Source organism: Devosia sp. LjRoot16 (genome assembly GCF_964252795.1).
Lineage (GTDB): Bacteria > Pseudomonadota > Alphaproteobacteria > Rhizobiales > Devosiaceae > Devosia_A.
Window position 1 is genome coordinate 383683 of sequence record NZ_CAXUPH020000006.1, and the last position, 14785, is coordinate 398467.

The following is a 14785-nucleotide window of genomic DNA, read 5'->3' on the forward strand; positions in this document are numbered from 1 at the left end:
CTATGGCTCGCTCATGCTGCAGCGGAACACACAAACCAAACCCCTCGACGTCCTGGTCGCCACCCCCTCGGGCGGCACCGGCCAGGGTGGCATCGACCGGGTGATGGGCGGCTTGCGCACCGAGCTCGAACGGCAAGGCACTGCCGGCCTCAAGGTGCGCTTCGGCGCCACCCGCGGCCCCGGCCACATCGCGCTGTCGCCATTCTACCTCGGCGGCTTCCTGCTGCGCATGCTCGGCTTGAAGGCGATGGGCCGGCTCGACGTGCTCCATATCAATCTCGCGAGCGCCGGCAGCACCTATCGCAAACTGCAGATTGCCCGGCTCGCCCGGCTGCTCTCCATCCCCTATGTGCTGCACCTGCACGGCGCCGAATATCGGGAATTCTGGAAAGACGATCAGAGCCGCCTGAGCCGGGACATCCGGACAATGTTCGAAGGCGCCGCGCACACCATGGTGCTCGGCCAGGTCTGGCGCGATTTCGTCGCCGCGCGGGCGCCGCGGGCCGCCGATCGCATCGTCATCGTGCCCAACGCCACGGCGCAGCCAGCCCTGCCGCATGTGGGGGGCGGCGAACGGGTGCACATCCTGTTTCTGGGCCGCATCGGCGACCGCAAGGGCGTGCCGCAGCTGGGCGACGCCCTGGCGCGGATGCAGCACCTCGATAGCTGGCGCGCCACCATCGGCGGCGACGGCCATGTCGAGGCGGCGCGCAGCAAGGCCGCCGAGCTGGGCCTCGCCGACCGCGTCGATCTCCCCGGCTGGGTCGGCCCGCAACGCGTCGCCGAACTGATCGCTTCGGCCGATATCATGGTGCTGCCCTCGTTTGCCGAGAACCTGCCGATGTCGATCATCGAAGCCATGGCGTCGGGCCTCGCCGTGGTGGCGACGCCGGTCGGCGCGGTGTCCGATATCGTCATCGACGGGGAAACCGGCCTCCTGGTGCCGGTGGGCGATGTCGACGCCCTGACCACGGCGCTGACCCGGCTGGTCGAGGACAAGTCGCTGCGCGATCGGCTGGGCGCTGCGGCCTTGCAGCTGCACCGCGAAAAGCTCGATCTCACCCCCTATGCCCGGGCCGTGGGCGAGGTGTGGATAAGCGCCGCGCGTTAACACTAAGGTAACCTTTTGGTTCCCAGTTTTCCCGCCCGGGACTACCACGTTCCAGCGCGCCGCAAACGGTAGGTCGACGCGTTTGGGAATGCGGAATGACCTACGACGTCTTGAGCACCGCTACACCAGTTTCCCCGGCGAAAACCGGGGACGCGAGGGAGGCGATCACCGCAGAACTCGTGGCCGACAAGGCCCGGTGGGACAGCCTGATCGCCTCATGCCCCGACCCGCACTTGCCACAGGGCTTCGCCTATGGCGAAGGCAAGGCGGCGAAGGGGTGGACCGTCAGGCGCGTAGTGTTCCTCGAGGCCGGCCGGCCGGTGGCGATCGCCACCGTGCTCGAGTTTCGCCGCTTCGGCCTTCGCCTGCTCAACCGCGTCAATCGTGGCCCGCTGTTCTTCGACGCCGCCCCTGATGCAGCTGAGATCGTCGGCGTCTATGCCGCGCTCCGCCGCCGCTGGGGCCGCATCTGGACGGCGCCGCTGCTGATCGCCCCTGCCCTGCGCCTAGGGGCGCCAAGCGACGCGCTGCTGCACCGCGCCGGCTATCGCCTGCGCCATCGCCGCTCCTGGCAATCGGGCCGCATCGATTTGACCGTCGGCGAAGATGCGCTGTGGGCCGGCCTCGCGTCCAGCTTCCGCAACCGCGTGCGCAATGCCGAAAAGGCCGGCGCCGAGCTGCGCATCGCTCAGGACGACGCGACCTATGAGTGGATGCTGGCGCGCCATGCCGAGAACATGGCCGAACGCGGTTTTACCGCCGCCGACCCAACCCTGCTGCGCGCCCTGCGCTTGACCGCACCCGAGGATGTCTCGGTGTTCCAGCTGCTGCACCAGGGCGAGCCGGTGGCCGGCATGTCGGTGGTCCGCTTCGGCACGCACGCCGAATATCACGTCGGCTGGTTCGGCTTCGCTGGCCGCAAGCTCAATGCCGGCAATTTCCTGATGTGGCAGGTGCTGCGCGACATGCACCGCCGCGGCGTCAGAACTTTCGATGTCGGCGGGCTGAAGCCCGGCGATGGCTATACGCGCTTCAAGCAGACGATGAAGCCGGTCGAGTATCAGCTCGCCGGCGAATGGATGAGCTGGTGAGGGTGGGGGACCTGAGATGAGCCTGATGGATGTGGCGCGCGGCGCCTATGTGCGAAGTCCCGAAGTGGTGCGGCGCTCGCTGGCGCCGCTGATTTCGCTGGTGCCGACCAAGCTGAAATTCGGCGGCAGCTACCGCAAGTGGCGCGAGCGCATCGCGCTGGCCAGCGCCGACCCCGCCTATGCCGATGCACAGCACCTGGCTTCGCTGCGCGCCATTGTCGGCCGCGCCCACGCGCTGAGCCCGTTCTACCGCGAGCTGATCGAGCGCGCCTTGGGCAGCAGTTTCGACGCGACGACGTTCGAGCTCAGCGAGCTCACCCGCCTGCCGATCCTGCGCAAGGAAGAGCTGCGGCTGGCCGGCGAGGCCGTGCTGACCGTACCGCGCAGCGAGGCCGACCGCGGCGATACCAGCGGCTCGAACGGCGAGCGGCCCTTCACCTTCTATCTCGACAAGGACCGCAGCGCCCGCGAGATGGCCTTTGTCTATGACAACTGGAGCCGTATCGGCTTTACCGAACAGACCGGCAAGATCGTCCTGCGCGGCTTCGGGCTCCACCCCAAGGGCACCAGCATTTCGCAATGGGAGCCGGCCCTGCGCGAATTGCGGCTCTCGGTGTTCCCGATGACCCATGACGACGTGCGCACCTATCTCGACCTGATCGACAAGCACGAGCTCGAATATCTCTACGGCTACCCCTCGGCCATCGAGCTGATGTGCCGGCACATGTGCCGCATTGGCCGCCTGCCCAAACGCCCGCTCAAGGGTATCCTGCCGATCTCCGAGCCGCTCTACCCGCACCAGCGCCGCATCATCACCGAGGTGTTCGGCAACGTGCCGATCGCCAATTTCTATGGGCTCAGCGAAAAAGTGCTGTTCGCCAGGGAGATCAGCAGCGACGGCTTTTACCAGTTCGACCCGCTCTATGGTCGCGCCGAGCTGGTGGATGAAGCCGGCCAGCCGATCACCGAGATCGGCCGCGAAGGCCGGCTGGTCGGGACCGGCTTTACCGGCATGAGCATGCCGTTCCTGCGCTACGACACCGAGGACCGCGCGACGCTCGTCGAACTGCCCACCGCCGGCAATGGCCAGCGCCTCACCGTCGAGCGGCTGACGCCCCGGCGGAAGCCGGATTTCCTGATCTCGTCCGATGGCAACCGCGTCGTCACCATCGACTTCACCCCGGAAAACCCGCGCTATTTCGAGGGCATCGAGGAATACCAGTTCTTCCAGGACCGCCCGGGCCACAGCACCATCCGCTACATCCCCACCGCCGACGGCAGCGAAAGCGACGCGCTGCGCGTCGCCACCGGCCTGACCCAGCGCACCCACGGCAAGATCGTCTTCGCCATCGAACAGGTGGAACGGCTGGCCGGCGGCCGCGCCGGCAAGCGCGCCTTCATCGACCAGCGGCTGGATATTTCGAAGTACTAGCTGGATTTAGCCCAGGCTTGGCAGTCGGCGACCCTCCCCCGCAGGCGGGAGAGGGCGCGCCGACTGCCAGCATGGGTGCCCCCGCCCCCTACCCCTCAACAGCCGCCGCCACCCGCCGCGACGCCATCGCCTCCACCGCAATGAACACCCCGACCGCCACCACTCCCAGCCCGATCGATACCCACAGCGCCCCGCCAATGCCGAGCGTGCCCATCGCCACGGCGAGGAGGAACGGGGCGATGGCGGAGGCGATCTGGCGGGCTGAGGAGAGCCAGCCGAGCCGGGCGCCGTAGCGGTTGCGGCCGAGCAGGTAGAGCGGCAGCACCCCGGCGACGATGCTGGTGAGGCCCGAGCCGAGCCCGAACAGGATAGCGAACACCACTGCGCCAATGAGCGATGGGGCGGTGGTAACCAGCACGACGAGGCCGGCCGGCAGCAAGGCTGCGGCGATGACGGCGAGCCACGTAGCCGGCAAGTCTCGCCCGAGCAGCATGTTGACCAGCCGGCTCAGCACCTGCGCCGGCCCGAACAGCGTGGTGATGATCAGCGCCCCGGCGCCGAGGCCGAGCCCCTGGAGCAGCGGCATGATCTGCAGCAGCACGCCCGACAGCACCAGCCCTTCGATGGCGAAACCGGCCATGATCAGCCCCAGGGCGAGGTTGCGCCGCCCCAGCGGCAGCACGCCGGCCTCGGCGACGCCCTGCTGCGACTTGCCGGCCGCCTGCCCGGCCGCGGCCGAGGCGCCGCGCGCCAGCCAGAAATGCAGCGGCGCACAGACCAGAAGGTTGAGCGCCGCGAAGACGAAATAGGTGCCCCGCCAGCCCAGCTGCTCGAGCAGCACGGCGGTTAATGGCCAGAACAGCGTCGAGGCGAAACCGGCGATCAGCGTCAGGTAGGTGATGCGCCGCTGCGCCTGCTCGGCGCCTGCCTGCACCAAGGCGGCAAAGGCCGTGGCGTAGAGCACGAGGCTCGAGGCGATCTCCATGCCGATCAGCGCCGCGGCAGAACTATAGCCATCGACGGCGAGGCCGGCCGCGCCGAGCAGCAGCGCCGCCGCTACCGAACCCGCCACCATGGTGCGCGCGGCGCCGAACCGGTCGGCCAGATGCCCGGCCACGGGGGCGAGGAAGCCCCCCGCCAGGAGGGCCACACTCAGCGCCCCGAACACCCATTCCGGCGGCCAGCCGAACTCGGCGCCGATCGCCGGAGCCAGCACGCTGAAGGCGTAATAGAGCGTGCCGTAGCCGATGACCTGGGTGGTGCCGAGCGCCCAGATCATCGCGGCGGAATTGCGGGAAGACATCGGGGCTCCGAGGTTAGACGAGTTCGACGACGGCGGGCTTGGTCACCGTCGGAGTCCCGCAGCCGCAGCCGGCTTCGCCTTCGGCCTTGGCGACCTCGTCGGCGACGCAGCACGAACTCGCATCGAGCGCCGGGCCACCGCAGCACGCAGCGCCGCCGAGCGCGGCCGGCGTGACGCTGCACACTCCGGTTTCCGGCAGCACCAGGTGCACCTGCCGGGCGGCGACCGGATCGCCGGCGAGTTCTGCCACCACCGAGCGCGCCTGCTCGTAGCCGGTGGCCATCAGGAAGGTGGGGGCGCGGCCATAGGACTTGGCGCCGACGATGTAGAAATCGGCTTCCGGGTGCGTGAGCTCGACCACCCCATGCGGCGGTACCGTGCCGCAGGAATGGAAATTGGGGTCGATCAGCGGCGACAGCGCCGGCGGCGCCTCGGTCGCCGGATCGATGCCGACGCGCAGCTCGCTGACAAGCTGCAGGTCGGGCCGGAAACCGGTGGCGACGATGACGCGATCGACCTCGAGCGTCAGCGGCGCCAGCCCGAGGGTGCCGCTGACCGTCACGCCCTCGGCAGAGCGGGCGAGCCCGGTCGCGGCGAACGGCGCGAGGATCTGCAGCCGCCCGGCATCGATCGCCGCCCGCGCCCTGAGGCCCAGCGCCCCGCGCTCGGGCAGCTGATCGTTGAGCCCGCCGCCGAGCAGCCGATCGAGCCGGTTGCGCCGCAGCGCCCAGAGGATTTTGGTACCGGGCGCCTGTTCCTCGAGCGCCAGCAGCGCCAGCGCCGCGTTGATGGCCGAGTGCCCGCCGCCCACCACCAGCGTGGTGCGACCGGCATAATCGGCCCTCTGCGTCCCCATGACATCAGGAATGCCATAGGCGATGCGGTCGCCGAGCGAGCGCTCTCCCGGAGCCGCCAGCCCATCCACCCCCATCGGGTTGGGCCGCGTCCAGGTGCCGGAAGCATCGATCACCGCCCGCGCCGCCGTGGCCCGTTCGACGCCATCGGCATCGGTCCAGCGGATCTCGAACGGCGTCGTGTCGCGGTTGCGGTTCGACACCTTGTCGAGGCCCCGCCGGGTAATCGCCGTCACCGTCGCGCCGAGCCGCAGCGCGGTGCCGATGGCGGGCAGCTCAGCCAGCGGCTGCAGGTAGCGCGCCACGATCTCCCCGCCCGTCGGCAGCTCGGTCGGCTCGGGCGCCTCCCACCCCGCAGCCTCGAGCAGCGCCCTGGCTGCCGCATCGATATTGTATTCCCACGGCGAGAACACCCGCACATGCGACCATTCGAGCAGCGACGCGCCGACCGACGCGCCGCGCTCGAAGATGATCGGCGTCAGCCCCCGCGACACCAGTTGCGCCGCCGCGGCAAGACCCACAGGACCGGCGCCAATGACCGCAACCGGAAGATGCATGTTCCTCATGATTCGATCCTTCTAGAAAGTTAGAATTATAGGACAAAAAGGGGAGGCCTCAGGCCGCCGCCTCGCTGGCTACCGGCGCGCAGGCGCCGGCTTCGTCGATACAGCACTCATCGGCGAGATAGCCGAGCAACCCATTCATGCTGGCATAATTGGCTCGGCAGATCAGTGTCGTCGCCTGCCGTTCCTGGCTGACGAGGTTGACCTCGACCAGCTTCCTGATGTGATGCGACAGCGTCGACGCCGCGATATCGAGCTTCAGCTGGAGCTTACCCACCGGCAAACCGCTGCCGCCGGCCCTGACCAGGGTGCGGTAGATGTTGAGCCGGGTCGGGTTGCCCAGGGCTTCGAGCTGCGCTGCTGCTGTTTCGATGTTCATGGAAATAGCATAGGCCGTCGTCCGGGCCTGTCAAGCCTCTTTCGACGATCATGGAAATACCGTCATAAAAGCTTCACTTGCCCGTCGGTCAGCATATCGGTAAATCCCGATATATGGAAAACACCGATGCCATCGACGTCTTCACCGCCCTCGCCCAGGCGACTCGGCTCGACGCCTTCCGCCTGATCATGGCGCATGAGCCGCATGGCCTGCCGGCCGGCGAAGTGGCGCGCCGGCTCGAGGTGCCGCAGAACACCATGTCGAGCCACCTCGCCGTGCTCACCCGCGCCGGCCTCGTCACCGCCGAGCGGCACAGCCGCTCGATCATCTACCGCGCCGAGCTCGACCGGGTGCGCGAGGTGGCCAGTTTCCTCGTTTCCGATTGCTGCGGCGGCCGCCCCGAGCTCTGCCAGCCGCTCGTCGCCGAATTCACCCCCTGCTGCACTCCGGGAGCCACCAGCAATGCCTGCTGACCGCATCTACAATGTCCTGTTCCTCTGCACCGGCAACTCGGCCCGCTCGATCCTGGGCGAAGCCCTGCTCAACCACGTGGCCGGCGACCGCTTCCATGCCTATTCGGCCGGCAGCACGCCCAAGGGGCAGGTCCACCCGATGAGCCTCGCGGTGCTCAAGGAAGCCGGCATCTCCACCGAGGGCCTCCGTTCCAAGGCCTGGGACGAGTTCGCCGTGCCGGACGCCCCGAAGATGGATTTCGTCTTCACCGTCTGCGACAACGCGGCGGGCGAAGCCTGCCCGATCTGGCCGGGCCAGCCGATGACGGCGCATTGGGGCATCGAAGACCCCGCCGCCGTCGATGGTCCGGAATTTGCCCGCCGTGCCGCCTTCGAGGATGCGCTGCGCTTCATGCGCAACCGCATCGCCGCCTTCGTCAACCTGCCTCTGGCCAGCATCGACAACATGGCGCTGGGCAGCAAGCTGCGCGGCATCGGCGCCATGGACGGCAGCACCACCAAGGCCTCGGGCGCCGCATGACCGACACTTTGCGGCCGCTCGCGGCCGAGGCGCTGGGCACGGCGCTCTTGGTCGCGACCGTGGTCGGCTCGGGCATCATGGCCGACCGGCTGACCGACGACGTGGCGCTGGCCCTGCTCGGCAATACGCTCCCCACCGGCGCCATGCTGGTGGTGCTGATCATGCTGTTCGGCCCGATCTCCGGCGCCCACCTCAACCCCGTGGTGTCGCTGGTGGCGGCGCTTGGCGGCCGGCTACCATGGCCAAGGCTCGCGCCTTACGTCGTGGCGCAACTGGCCGGCGGCGTCGCCGGCACGATCCTCGCCAACCTGATGTTCGACCTCGCCCCCATCGCCCTCTCCAGCACCCTGCGTTCGGGGGTCGGCCAGTGGCTCTCCGAGATCGTCGCCACCTTCGGGCTGCTGCTGGTGATCCTCCTCGGCCAGCGCCGCCCCACCGACATCCCCTGGGCCGTCGGCCTCTACATCACCGCCGCCTACTGGTTCACCGCCTCAACCTCCTTCGCCAACCCGGCCGTAACCCTGGCCCGGGCGCTCACCGATACCTTCGCCGGCATCCGCCCCGGTGACGTCCTGCCGTTCGTCGCGGCGCAGCTGGTCGGCGGGTTGCTGGCGTATGGATTGGTGCGGTGGTTGTGGGTGCGGGTCGAGGCGGGTTCTGATAGTCACTGAGGTTCGGTTGAGCGCCGCTACCTCCCCAAACTCGGTGTCATCCCAGCGAAAGCTGGGACCCAACTCGCCGCAGCGCAAGCGGGTAGATGGGTCCCAGCTTTCGCTGGGATGACAGCCGGTGGGTGGGCCAGCTCTGTGCCTACCATGCTCGACTGCCAGCTTTAGCGCCCCTCTACAGCCCCAACGCCCCCAGCATCTCCCGGTCCGGCACGGCCGGCCCTGTCGGCTCGATCACGCTCATCCCATAGGGGTTGGCATATTCCCAGATTGCCCAGGGGATGCCATTCGCCTCCGCGGTCTGGCGCAGCGTCGTGAGGTAGCGCAGCCGGTCCGAATTGAAGGCGCCCATGCGGCCGTCGGGGGTCATCAGGATCACCCCGAACTCGCCCATGAACAGCCGCTCGGGCGGGATGGCGTTGGCCTTGGCCCAGTCGACCGCCTCGCCGACCCGCGCCTTGAGCCGCGCTTCGTCCCAATTCTCGGCGAAATACTCATCGATCGCCCCGCCCACCGCCGAAAGGTTGCGCGCCTGCTCTGCCTCGCTGAGCCCCGCCGCCATCATATGCGCCTTCAGCATTTCGACCGTCAGCTCGGCCGAGCCCGAGCTCGCCGGCCAGGGCAGCCCCGAGGCGAAATCGGCTTCGCTCTCAGCGCGCTGGTGGGTGAAGCTGTGCGGCTCGTACATGTGGAAGCTATAGAGGATATTGGGGTCGTCGAACCCGGGGCGGATATCGGTCAGCCCGGTAATGCTGCCGCCGCACCCGCCGGTGGCGACAATGGTGAGCTCGCTGCTGACGGCGCGCACCGCCGCGACCGTCGCCGTCATGATCTGCTGCCAATCCTCGCTGCCCGAGGCGTCGCAGGGGTAATGCGCCGGCTCGTTATAGGGCTCGAACGCCACCCGGTCGTTTCCGAACGGCGCCAGCATGCGCGCCACGTCGGCCGTCATGGCGATGTAGCCGGCAATGGCGTCGGAGCGGGCGGGCCCATTGACCACGTCCATGCCGTATTGCGGCACCTGCGACACCGAGTGGAGGTTGAGCACCACCCTGAGGTCGGCGCCCAGGAGCTTCGTCACCGCATCGGCCAGCACCGCCAGCGCTTCCTGGCGCCGCTCGCCCTCGGTCGCCAGCAGCGGGCCCGGATCGACCGTCAGCCGCACATAATCGAAGCCCAGCGCGCGGATATCGGTAAAGGGATCGCTGGCCGGCCAGTCGCTGGCCGAGCGCCCGCCCGCCAGCCATTCGGCCACCGATTGGTAGGGCGGCCAGCGATAGCTGCCATCTGGTGCAAGCGGCGACCAGTTGAGCCACTGGTGGATGTTCACCCCGCGGTGCAGCGGCAGCGGCGCGGCGACGGCACTGCCGGCCACGAGCGCCAATAGCAGCACCATCATCCGCCAGATCGTGGTCATCGCATCTCTCCGCATCGCACCCGCGCCGATGTTAACCGCACGATGCGATGCCGAGGTTTCACCCGCGCCGAAATCGCCCTCTATGGTGTATCAGACGTCAAACGCTGGGGGCGCCGATGAAGCTCGGCTGGTACATCAACCGACTGCGCAGCATGGAGCCGGCCGAGGTGCTGCATCGCCTCGGCGAAGCGGCAAAGCAGCGCATTTCGAAGGGCCGGCATGAAGGCTGGGCCCGCTACCCCGCGCCCCAAACCCTCACCACCCTCCCCACCCTGCCCGGCCTGCGCGACAGGCTCGCGGGCGCCGACGAAGCCACCCGCGCCGCCATCGCCGCCGCTGCCGCCAGCACACTGGCCGGCCGCTTCAGCGCGCTCGGCCGTGACTGGCCGGCGCGCGACGCGGCTGAGCTGTTCCCCCAAAGCCTCTGGCGCTTCGACCCGGTGACATCAGGCGCCTGGCCCGGCCCCGAGGCCTATGCGCTGGAGATTGATTTCCGCCACGATGGCAGCCGTGGCGACATCAAGTATGTCTGGGAGTTCAACCGGCTGCAGTGGCTCGTGCCGCTCGCCGCCGACCTGCTGCTCACCGATAATGCCGGAGCGCTTGCTGCCCTCGAGGCCGCCATTGCCAGCTGGCACGCCGCCAACCCGCCCTTCCGCGGCGTCGCCTGGGCCTCGGGCATCGAGGTGGCGCTGCGCGCCATCAGCCTCATCGTCGTCGCGAGCCTCGCCGGGGACAGCCTGAGCCCTGGCGCCAGGCGGATGATCGGCGAAATCCTCGCCGCCAGCCGCTTCTGGCTGCCGCGCTTCCCATCAAGATTCTCCTCGGCCAATAACCACCTGGTGGCGGAGCTGGCGGGCGAATACCTCATCGGCCTCGCCTATGGCGCCGAACCGCCGGCGACCCGCGCGGCGCTCATCGCCGAGATCGATCGGCAGATTCTCGCCGATGGCAGCGGCGCCGAGCAGACCCCGACCTATGCCGCCTTCACCGTCGAGCTGGCCCTGCTCTGCGCCTTCGCGGCGCGGGCGGCCGGCGTGCCCTTCCCCGAGAGTTTCGACAACCGGATCAGCGCCTGCGCCAGCTTTATTGATTCACTTGGCGAGCCACCTCCTGCATTGGGCGATGATGACGAGGGCCGGGTGCTGACGCTGGGGGGCGGCGAGCCGGGCTATATCAGGTCCATCGCCAGCGCCATTGCCGGCTTCCTCGGCATCCCCGGCATGACCCCGGCGCCGGGCGACCTCCGCAGCGCCATCTTCGGCCAGCCATCGGCGGTTTCCACCCCGCCCGATGGCCTCACCACCTTCTCCGATGGCGGCCTCACGGTCTGGCGCGGATCCCTCGCCGGGCACGCGGCCACGCTCAGCTTCGACCATGGCCCGCTCGGTTATCTCTCGATCGCCGCGCATGGCCATGCCGACGCGCTCAGTGTCACCCTCGCGCTCGACGGCCAGCCGGTGCTGGTCGACCCCGGTACGTATCTCTATGGCTCGGGCGGCGCCTGGCGCGATTGGTTCCGCGGCACGCCCGCGCACAACACGCTGACCCTTTACGGCCACAACCAGAGCCGCATCTCCGGCGCCTTCAACTGGGCGGACAAGGCAAGTGCGCTCTGGCTCGGCCCGCTGCACGCCAGCCATGACGGCTATGTGAAGGCCTTCGGCGTCACCCACGAGCGTCGCATCGCACCCGGCCCCGATGGCTTCGCCATCACCGACAAGCTCAATGGCGGCACCGAGGAAGCCGAGCTGGTGTTCCAGCTGGCAGGCGATCTCGACACCCGGATCGACGGCGACACGGTACTGGTACAGCGCGCCGGCGCCCCCGTGCTGACGCTCCGCTTCCCCTCCCCCGCCATCGCCGTGGCCCGCGGCGGCGATACCCCCGGCCCGGGCGGCTGGGTCGCCCCGCGCTTCGGCGAAAAACTCCCCGCCGACCGCATCGTCTGGCGCGGCAATATCGGACCGGATGGGGTGGTGACCAGAATCAGCGTCGCCAAGTGAGTGGTGCGCAGCCACTAGCGAGCAGGCAGGGAATCCATTCGCTACCGGCTATTCGCTGCTCCCTATCCGCTTCCTAGCGGCAACGCTTGACACCCACCCCCGCCAAACCTAAGAAGGCGCCGCGCATAGCGCCCCGCCGGTGGTCTCTGACCGCCCGCACCTCGGGGCGGAGTAGCTCAGTTGGTTAGAGCAGCGGAATCATAATCCGTGTGTCGGGGGTTCAAATCCCTCCTCCGCTACCAAAATTCAGTACGCAGAATCAATAAGTTAGTGGAAAGTCCGGACTCTCAGGCTAGCACTTTCGCGGGCATCGGCAGTCGCCACGATTTCCCTAGAGATTTCCGGCTTTTTCCAAGGGGTCGCCGCGCCTCCACGCGACATGAGTGCGACATAGACGCGACATGGAAAAGGGCTAAGTGCTTTGGAATCCGGGCGTCTCTGGCCACGTGCTGTTACTGCAGCGACGTCGCGCGCATGTCGCAGATATCTGCGGCGTGAACCACGACCATCTCCCCGCGTCCATCATTGACTTTGAGGCGCATCATGTGACTTCGGTTGCCGATGCCGGTGAACGCAAAACGAAGGTTACGGACCTCGCTCTCCTCTGTGCGACCTGCCACCGACTCCTACACATCATCGCGCGCGGACGCGCTTGGGACGACCGGTGATCAGACGCCAGCCACGTTGCCGAGGCGCTACCGATCCGGGGGAGCAATGGCACTCCCCGCGCAAAGGGAAGCTTTGCCTTAGATAAACCCATCGGCCTGAAGCAATTCCCTAAGAGCTTGCCCCTGCGGGGTATTCTGTTCACGGGGCAGGAATTCCTCGAGCGGTATGTCTCGGTTTTGCCCTCCGGAGGATAAGTTGGGCCGGTGGCGCACTGTGGTCCCAACAGTGCCTCCGACCAACACCCACTCATCCCCATTCTCGCTCCGGTAGAAGACGATGTCGTCGCCAGCATCCGAAGTCAATTTTTGCTCCTTCGAATCTTCTGATTGAAGCGGCCGGTAACGGTTTCGTCGGGATCCTTCTTGAACGGCCGCTGCAGTGCCACCTTACGGCTGACCTCGACCGCTCGTTCAGCGACCGGGTCGATAGGCTCTGGATAATGAGTGGCAGGCTCCTGAAGCTGCTTATCGAGGTTGCGGCGACGCAGGCATACCTCAAGCGCGCGGAACCAATACTCCTGCTCCCGACCGTTAGGACGACCATCGTTTTCCCACATGAAGTAGGCCGTGTCCCGGACCGATTGCTCAAAGTCGGGATCAGTCCAAGGATCACGCCGCTCACCAGACATGATCGAATCCTTCCGTTCGCAAGTTACGGGAACGCGGGGTTCATCGGTGATGGATTGGCATCGCCAACCTCGTCTTCGTCCCTCTCTGCTTCAACGGTATCCTCCTTGATCCGCTCAACCTCTTCAGTACCGGGCTGTTCCTGCTTCGACCCGTCCGGTCGCCGGCCCAGGTCATCAATATTGTCGTCTATCTGGCGCTTGGTCATATCGCCGATCTCCTAGTGCTTCTTGTCGTGCGGGCCGGCGTCGTTGGCGCCGCGTTGAATGGAGCGATCTCCAGTAGAGATGTTGTAGGCGTCGCCCGGACCAGGCTTCGGGTAGCGTTTTGCTGCATGCTTCAGCGTCTCGCCCGGCAACGATGCATCGGACCCCTTGGTGATTTCGTCCTTGTTGATGAGCCGCTGTTGCTGATCGTGAGTGTGCTTGCCTTGCTTTTTTGGGGCTTCCCGCGGTTGAGTGGTCGATTGCTGGGCCATTGTCGGTCTCCTTTCTCAAGAGGAAACGCGTTGCCTCGCGATGGGTTCGCGTCAGACTGGGCGATGCTCGCAAATCCCCCTCGACAACAGGTCGCCAGCACCACGCCACAGTCGCCGGAGCCAGGCAGCAGCTGGCTGCACCGCATCTTTGGTGAGCATCGCCCAGCTAGCAACTTCTCGACGAGCCCGAGCGGCTCACCTCAATCGGACAGTCGCCCCCCTGGTGGTTTTGCATCAACTTCACACCACTGAAGATAACGCCTGCGGCAATGAGCGCTACAGAGGCGGCACGCAGCGTCTTATCGAAATTGGCAAACAGGCCGTAACCGACCACGCCTGCCACCAGCATGGCCATCGCCGCCCACCACGGCAGTGCGTATGCCACCAGAAGCAAGGCGGCCAAGACGCCAAACGTTGCGAGCCATCCCCACATTTGCACCCCCCAGGCGTCCGACCTTACGGCGTCGAGCAGAATACCCACAAGAGCTCGGGAGGAGACCGTTTTCTGCGCGGTCACGATGTCGTCGTGCAGCTTCACCAGGTCGGGGCTTGCGCCGACCGTCTGCGCAACGTCATCGGTGGTCGCCGGCGGCATCATCGCCACTCGCTTCTGGACGTGGATCAACTCAGGTGGAAAGCCGCCGGGTTAGCAGCCTTAAGTTCGGAACCGGATCCTGCGATGGAAGTTGTCTGCGCCGAGGGCAAAAAGAGGAGAAGAACCCGATGAAAACCATTGCCACTCTCATGATCGCGGCAGCTTTGGTGAGCGCCCCGTTTGCCGCTGTCGCCCAGGATGCAAATGCGACGGCAACGACGACCACGTCGACGGACGCCGCGACCGCAGGCGGGAACATGAACTACGGGTCGCTCATCTCGAGCCTTAATGCGGGGAAGATGGCTGATATCGGCACCTTCACCGCGACCTCGAAGGTGAACTGCGTGAAGGTGTCGACCCTGAAGGGTGACGCATCAGCCGACGCCACAGCGCTCGATAACGCCCTGACCAAGAACTCTGCTCAGGTCGCGGGCCTCAAGACCTCAATCGAAGGCAATGCGGATCTCAAGACCAAGCTCGAGACCAGTAGCTGTCCGATCGACAAGATTGTCGCCGTCACGACTGAGACGGATGGTTCGTTCACGGTCTACGTAGACGATCGCACGTAAGCGAACATTCCCTATGAGTGTGGCCCCGGCT

17 protein-coding genes and 1 tRNA gene are annotated in these 14785 nt (G+C 67.0%); 10 read left to right on the forward strand and 8 right to left on the reverse strand.

All coding sequences use genetic code 11. The features are described from left to right. Window positions 1–13: 13 nt before the first annotated feature. From ACSQ23_RS25940 to ACSQ23_RS25950, 3 genes are all read left to right on the forward strand, one after another. On the forward strand, window positions 14–1111 hold the full coding sequence (locus ACSQ23_RS25940) for a glycosyltransferase family 4 protein (RefSeq protein WP_436092354.1): 1098 nt from the start codon (window positions 14–16) through the stop codon (window positions 1109–1111). Between the two features lie 95 nt (window positions 1112–1206). Next, window positions 1207–2202: a lipid II:glycine glycyltransferase FemX gene (locus ACSQ23_RS25945; protein ID WP_436092355.1), complete on the forward strand. Its 996-nt coding sequence runs from the start codon at window positions 1207–1209 to the stop codon at window positions 2200–2202. Between the two features lie 16 nt (window positions 2203–2218). Then, the gene (locus tag ACSQ23_RS25950; RefSeq protein WP_436092356.1) at window positions 2219–3634 is read left to right on the forward strand and encodes a hypothetical protein; all 1416 of its coding nucleotides are present in this window, start codon (window positions 2219–2221) and stop codon (window positions 3632–3634) included. Window positions 3635–3722: 88 nt separating this feature from the next. Here ACSQ23_RS25950 and arsK read toward each other — a convergent pair whose 3' ends face one another. Genes arsK through ACSQ23_RS25965 form a run of 3 tightly spaced genes read right to left on the reverse strand, consistent with a single transcriptional unit; the run spans window position 3723 to window position 6733 of the window. Next, on the reverse strand, window positions 3723–4937 hold the full coding sequence (arsK, locus tag ACSQ23_RS25955) for an arsenite efflux MFS transporter ArsK (RefSeq protein WP_436092357.1): 1215 nt from the start codon (window positions 4935–4937) through the stop codon (window positions 3723–3725). A gap of 13 nt (window positions 4938–4950) precedes the next feature. After that, complete coding sequence (locus ACSQ23_RS25960; protein WP_436092358.1) at window positions 4951–6357, reverse strand: NAD(P)-binding domain-containing protein; 1407 nt, start codon at window positions 6355–6357, stop codon at window positions 4951–4953. Between the two features lie 49 nt (window positions 6358–6406). After that, window positions 6407–6733 (reverse strand): ArsR/SmtB family transcription factor, encoded by a 327-nt coding sequence (locus tag ACSQ23_RS25965; RefSeq protein WP_436092359.1) that lies wholly within the window; start codon window positions 6731–6733, stop codon window positions 6407–6409. 113 nt (window positions 6734–6846) lie between these two features. On the opposite strand from ACSQ23_RS25965, the gene ACSQ23_RS25970 reads away from it, so the two are divergent. From ACSQ23_RS25970 to ACSQ23_RS25980, 3 genes are read left to right on the forward strand one after another with little or no spacing between them, the layout of a single operon-like run. After that, window positions 6847–7206: an ArsR/SmtB family transcription factor gene (locus ACSQ23_RS25970; protein WP_055884088.1), complete on the forward strand. Its 360-nt coding sequence runs from the start codon at window positions 6847–6849 to the stop codon at window positions 7204–7206. Continuing rightward, window positions 7196–7726, forward strand: a complete 531-nt coding sequence (locus tag ACSQ23_RS25975) for an arsenate reductase ArsC (RefSeq protein WP_436092360.1) — start codon at window positions 7196–7198, stop codon at window positions 7724–7726. Before ACSQ23_RS25970 ends, ACSQ23_RS25975 begins: the two co-directional genes overlap by 11 nt. Next, complete coding sequence (locus ACSQ23_RS25980; RefSeq protein WP_436092361.1) at window positions 7723–8397, forward strand: MIP/aquaporin family protein; 675 nt, start codon at window positions 7723–7725, stop codon at window positions 8395–8397. The genes ACSQ23_RS25975 and ACSQ23_RS25980 overlap by 4 nt, the downstream gene beginning before the upstream one ends. Window positions 8398–8569: 172 nt before the next feature. On the opposite strand, the gene ACSQ23_RS25985 is transcribed toward ACSQ23_RS25980, so the two are convergent. Beyond that, a complete protein-coding gene (locus ACSQ23_RS25985) occupies window positions 8570–9811 on the reverse strand; it encodes a glycoside hydrolase family 5 protein (RefSeq protein WP_436092362.1) in 1242 nt (413 codons plus the stop codon). 116 nt (window positions 9812–9927) lie between these two features. Here ACSQ23_RS25985 and ACSQ23_RS25990 point away from each other — a divergent pair, with 116 nt between their 5' ends. The 3 genes from ACSQ23_RS25990 (at window position 9928) to ACSQ23_RS26000 (ending at window position 12485) form a co-directional block, all read left to right on the forward strand. Then, window positions 9928–11817 carry a heparinase II/III family protein gene (locus ACSQ23_RS25990; RefSeq protein ID WP_436092363.1) on the forward strand — a complete coding sequence of 630 codons (1890 nt, stop codon included), beginning with the start codon at window positions 9928–9930 and terminating at the stop codon, window positions 11815–11817. A 165-nt stretch (window positions 11818–11982) separates the two neighbouring features. After that, window positions 11983–12059, forward strand: a tRNA-Met gene (locus ACSQ23_RS25995). A 252-nt stretch (window positions 12060–12311) separates the two neighbouring features. After that, window positions 12312–12485, forward strand: coding sequence for an HNH endonuclease (locus tag ACSQ23_RS26000; RefSeq protein ID WP_436092456.1), 174 nt, complete (start codon window positions 12312–12314; stop codon window positions 12483–12485). Between the two features lie 299 nt (window positions 12486–12784). Here the strand turns inward: ACSQ23_RS26000 and ACSQ23_RS26005 are convergent, their stop codons facing one another. From ACSQ23_RS26005 to ACSQ23_RS26020, 4 genes are all read right to left on the reverse strand, one after another. After that, window positions 12785–13114: a DUF2934 domain-containing protein gene (locus tag ACSQ23_RS26005; RefSeq protein ID WP_436092364.1), complete on the reverse strand. Its 330-nt coding sequence runs from the start codon at window positions 13112–13114 to the stop codon at window positions 12785–12787. 23 nt (window positions 13115–13137) lie between these two features. Next, a complete protein-coding gene (locus ACSQ23_RS26010) occupies window positions 13138–13320 on the reverse strand; it encodes a hypothetical protein (protein WP_436092365.1) in 183 nt (60 codons plus the stop codon). Between the two features lie 12 nt (window positions 13321–13332). Next, window positions 13333–13590 carry a hypothetical protein gene (locus tag ACSQ23_RS26015; protein WP_436092366.1) on the reverse strand — a complete coding sequence of 86 codons (258 nt, stop codon included), beginning with the start codon at window positions 13588–13590 and terminating at the stop codon, window positions 13333–13335. A 166-nt stretch (window positions 13591–13756) separates the two neighbouring features. Further along, on the reverse strand, window positions 13757–14188 hold the full coding sequence (locus ACSQ23_RS26020) for a hypothetical protein (protein ID WP_436092367.1): 432 nt from the start codon (window positions 14186–14188) through the stop codon (window positions 13757–13759). A 125-nt stretch (window positions 14189–14313) separates the two neighbouring features. Between ACSQ23_RS26020 and ACSQ23_RS26025 the strand changes: the two genes are divergently transcribed. Beyond that, window positions 14314–14754 (forward strand): hypothetical protein, encoded by a 441-nt coding sequence (locus ACSQ23_RS26025; protein WP_436092368.1) that lies wholly within the window; start codon window positions 14314–14316, stop codon window positions 14752–14754. Window positions 14755–14785 lie beyond the last annotated feature (31 nt).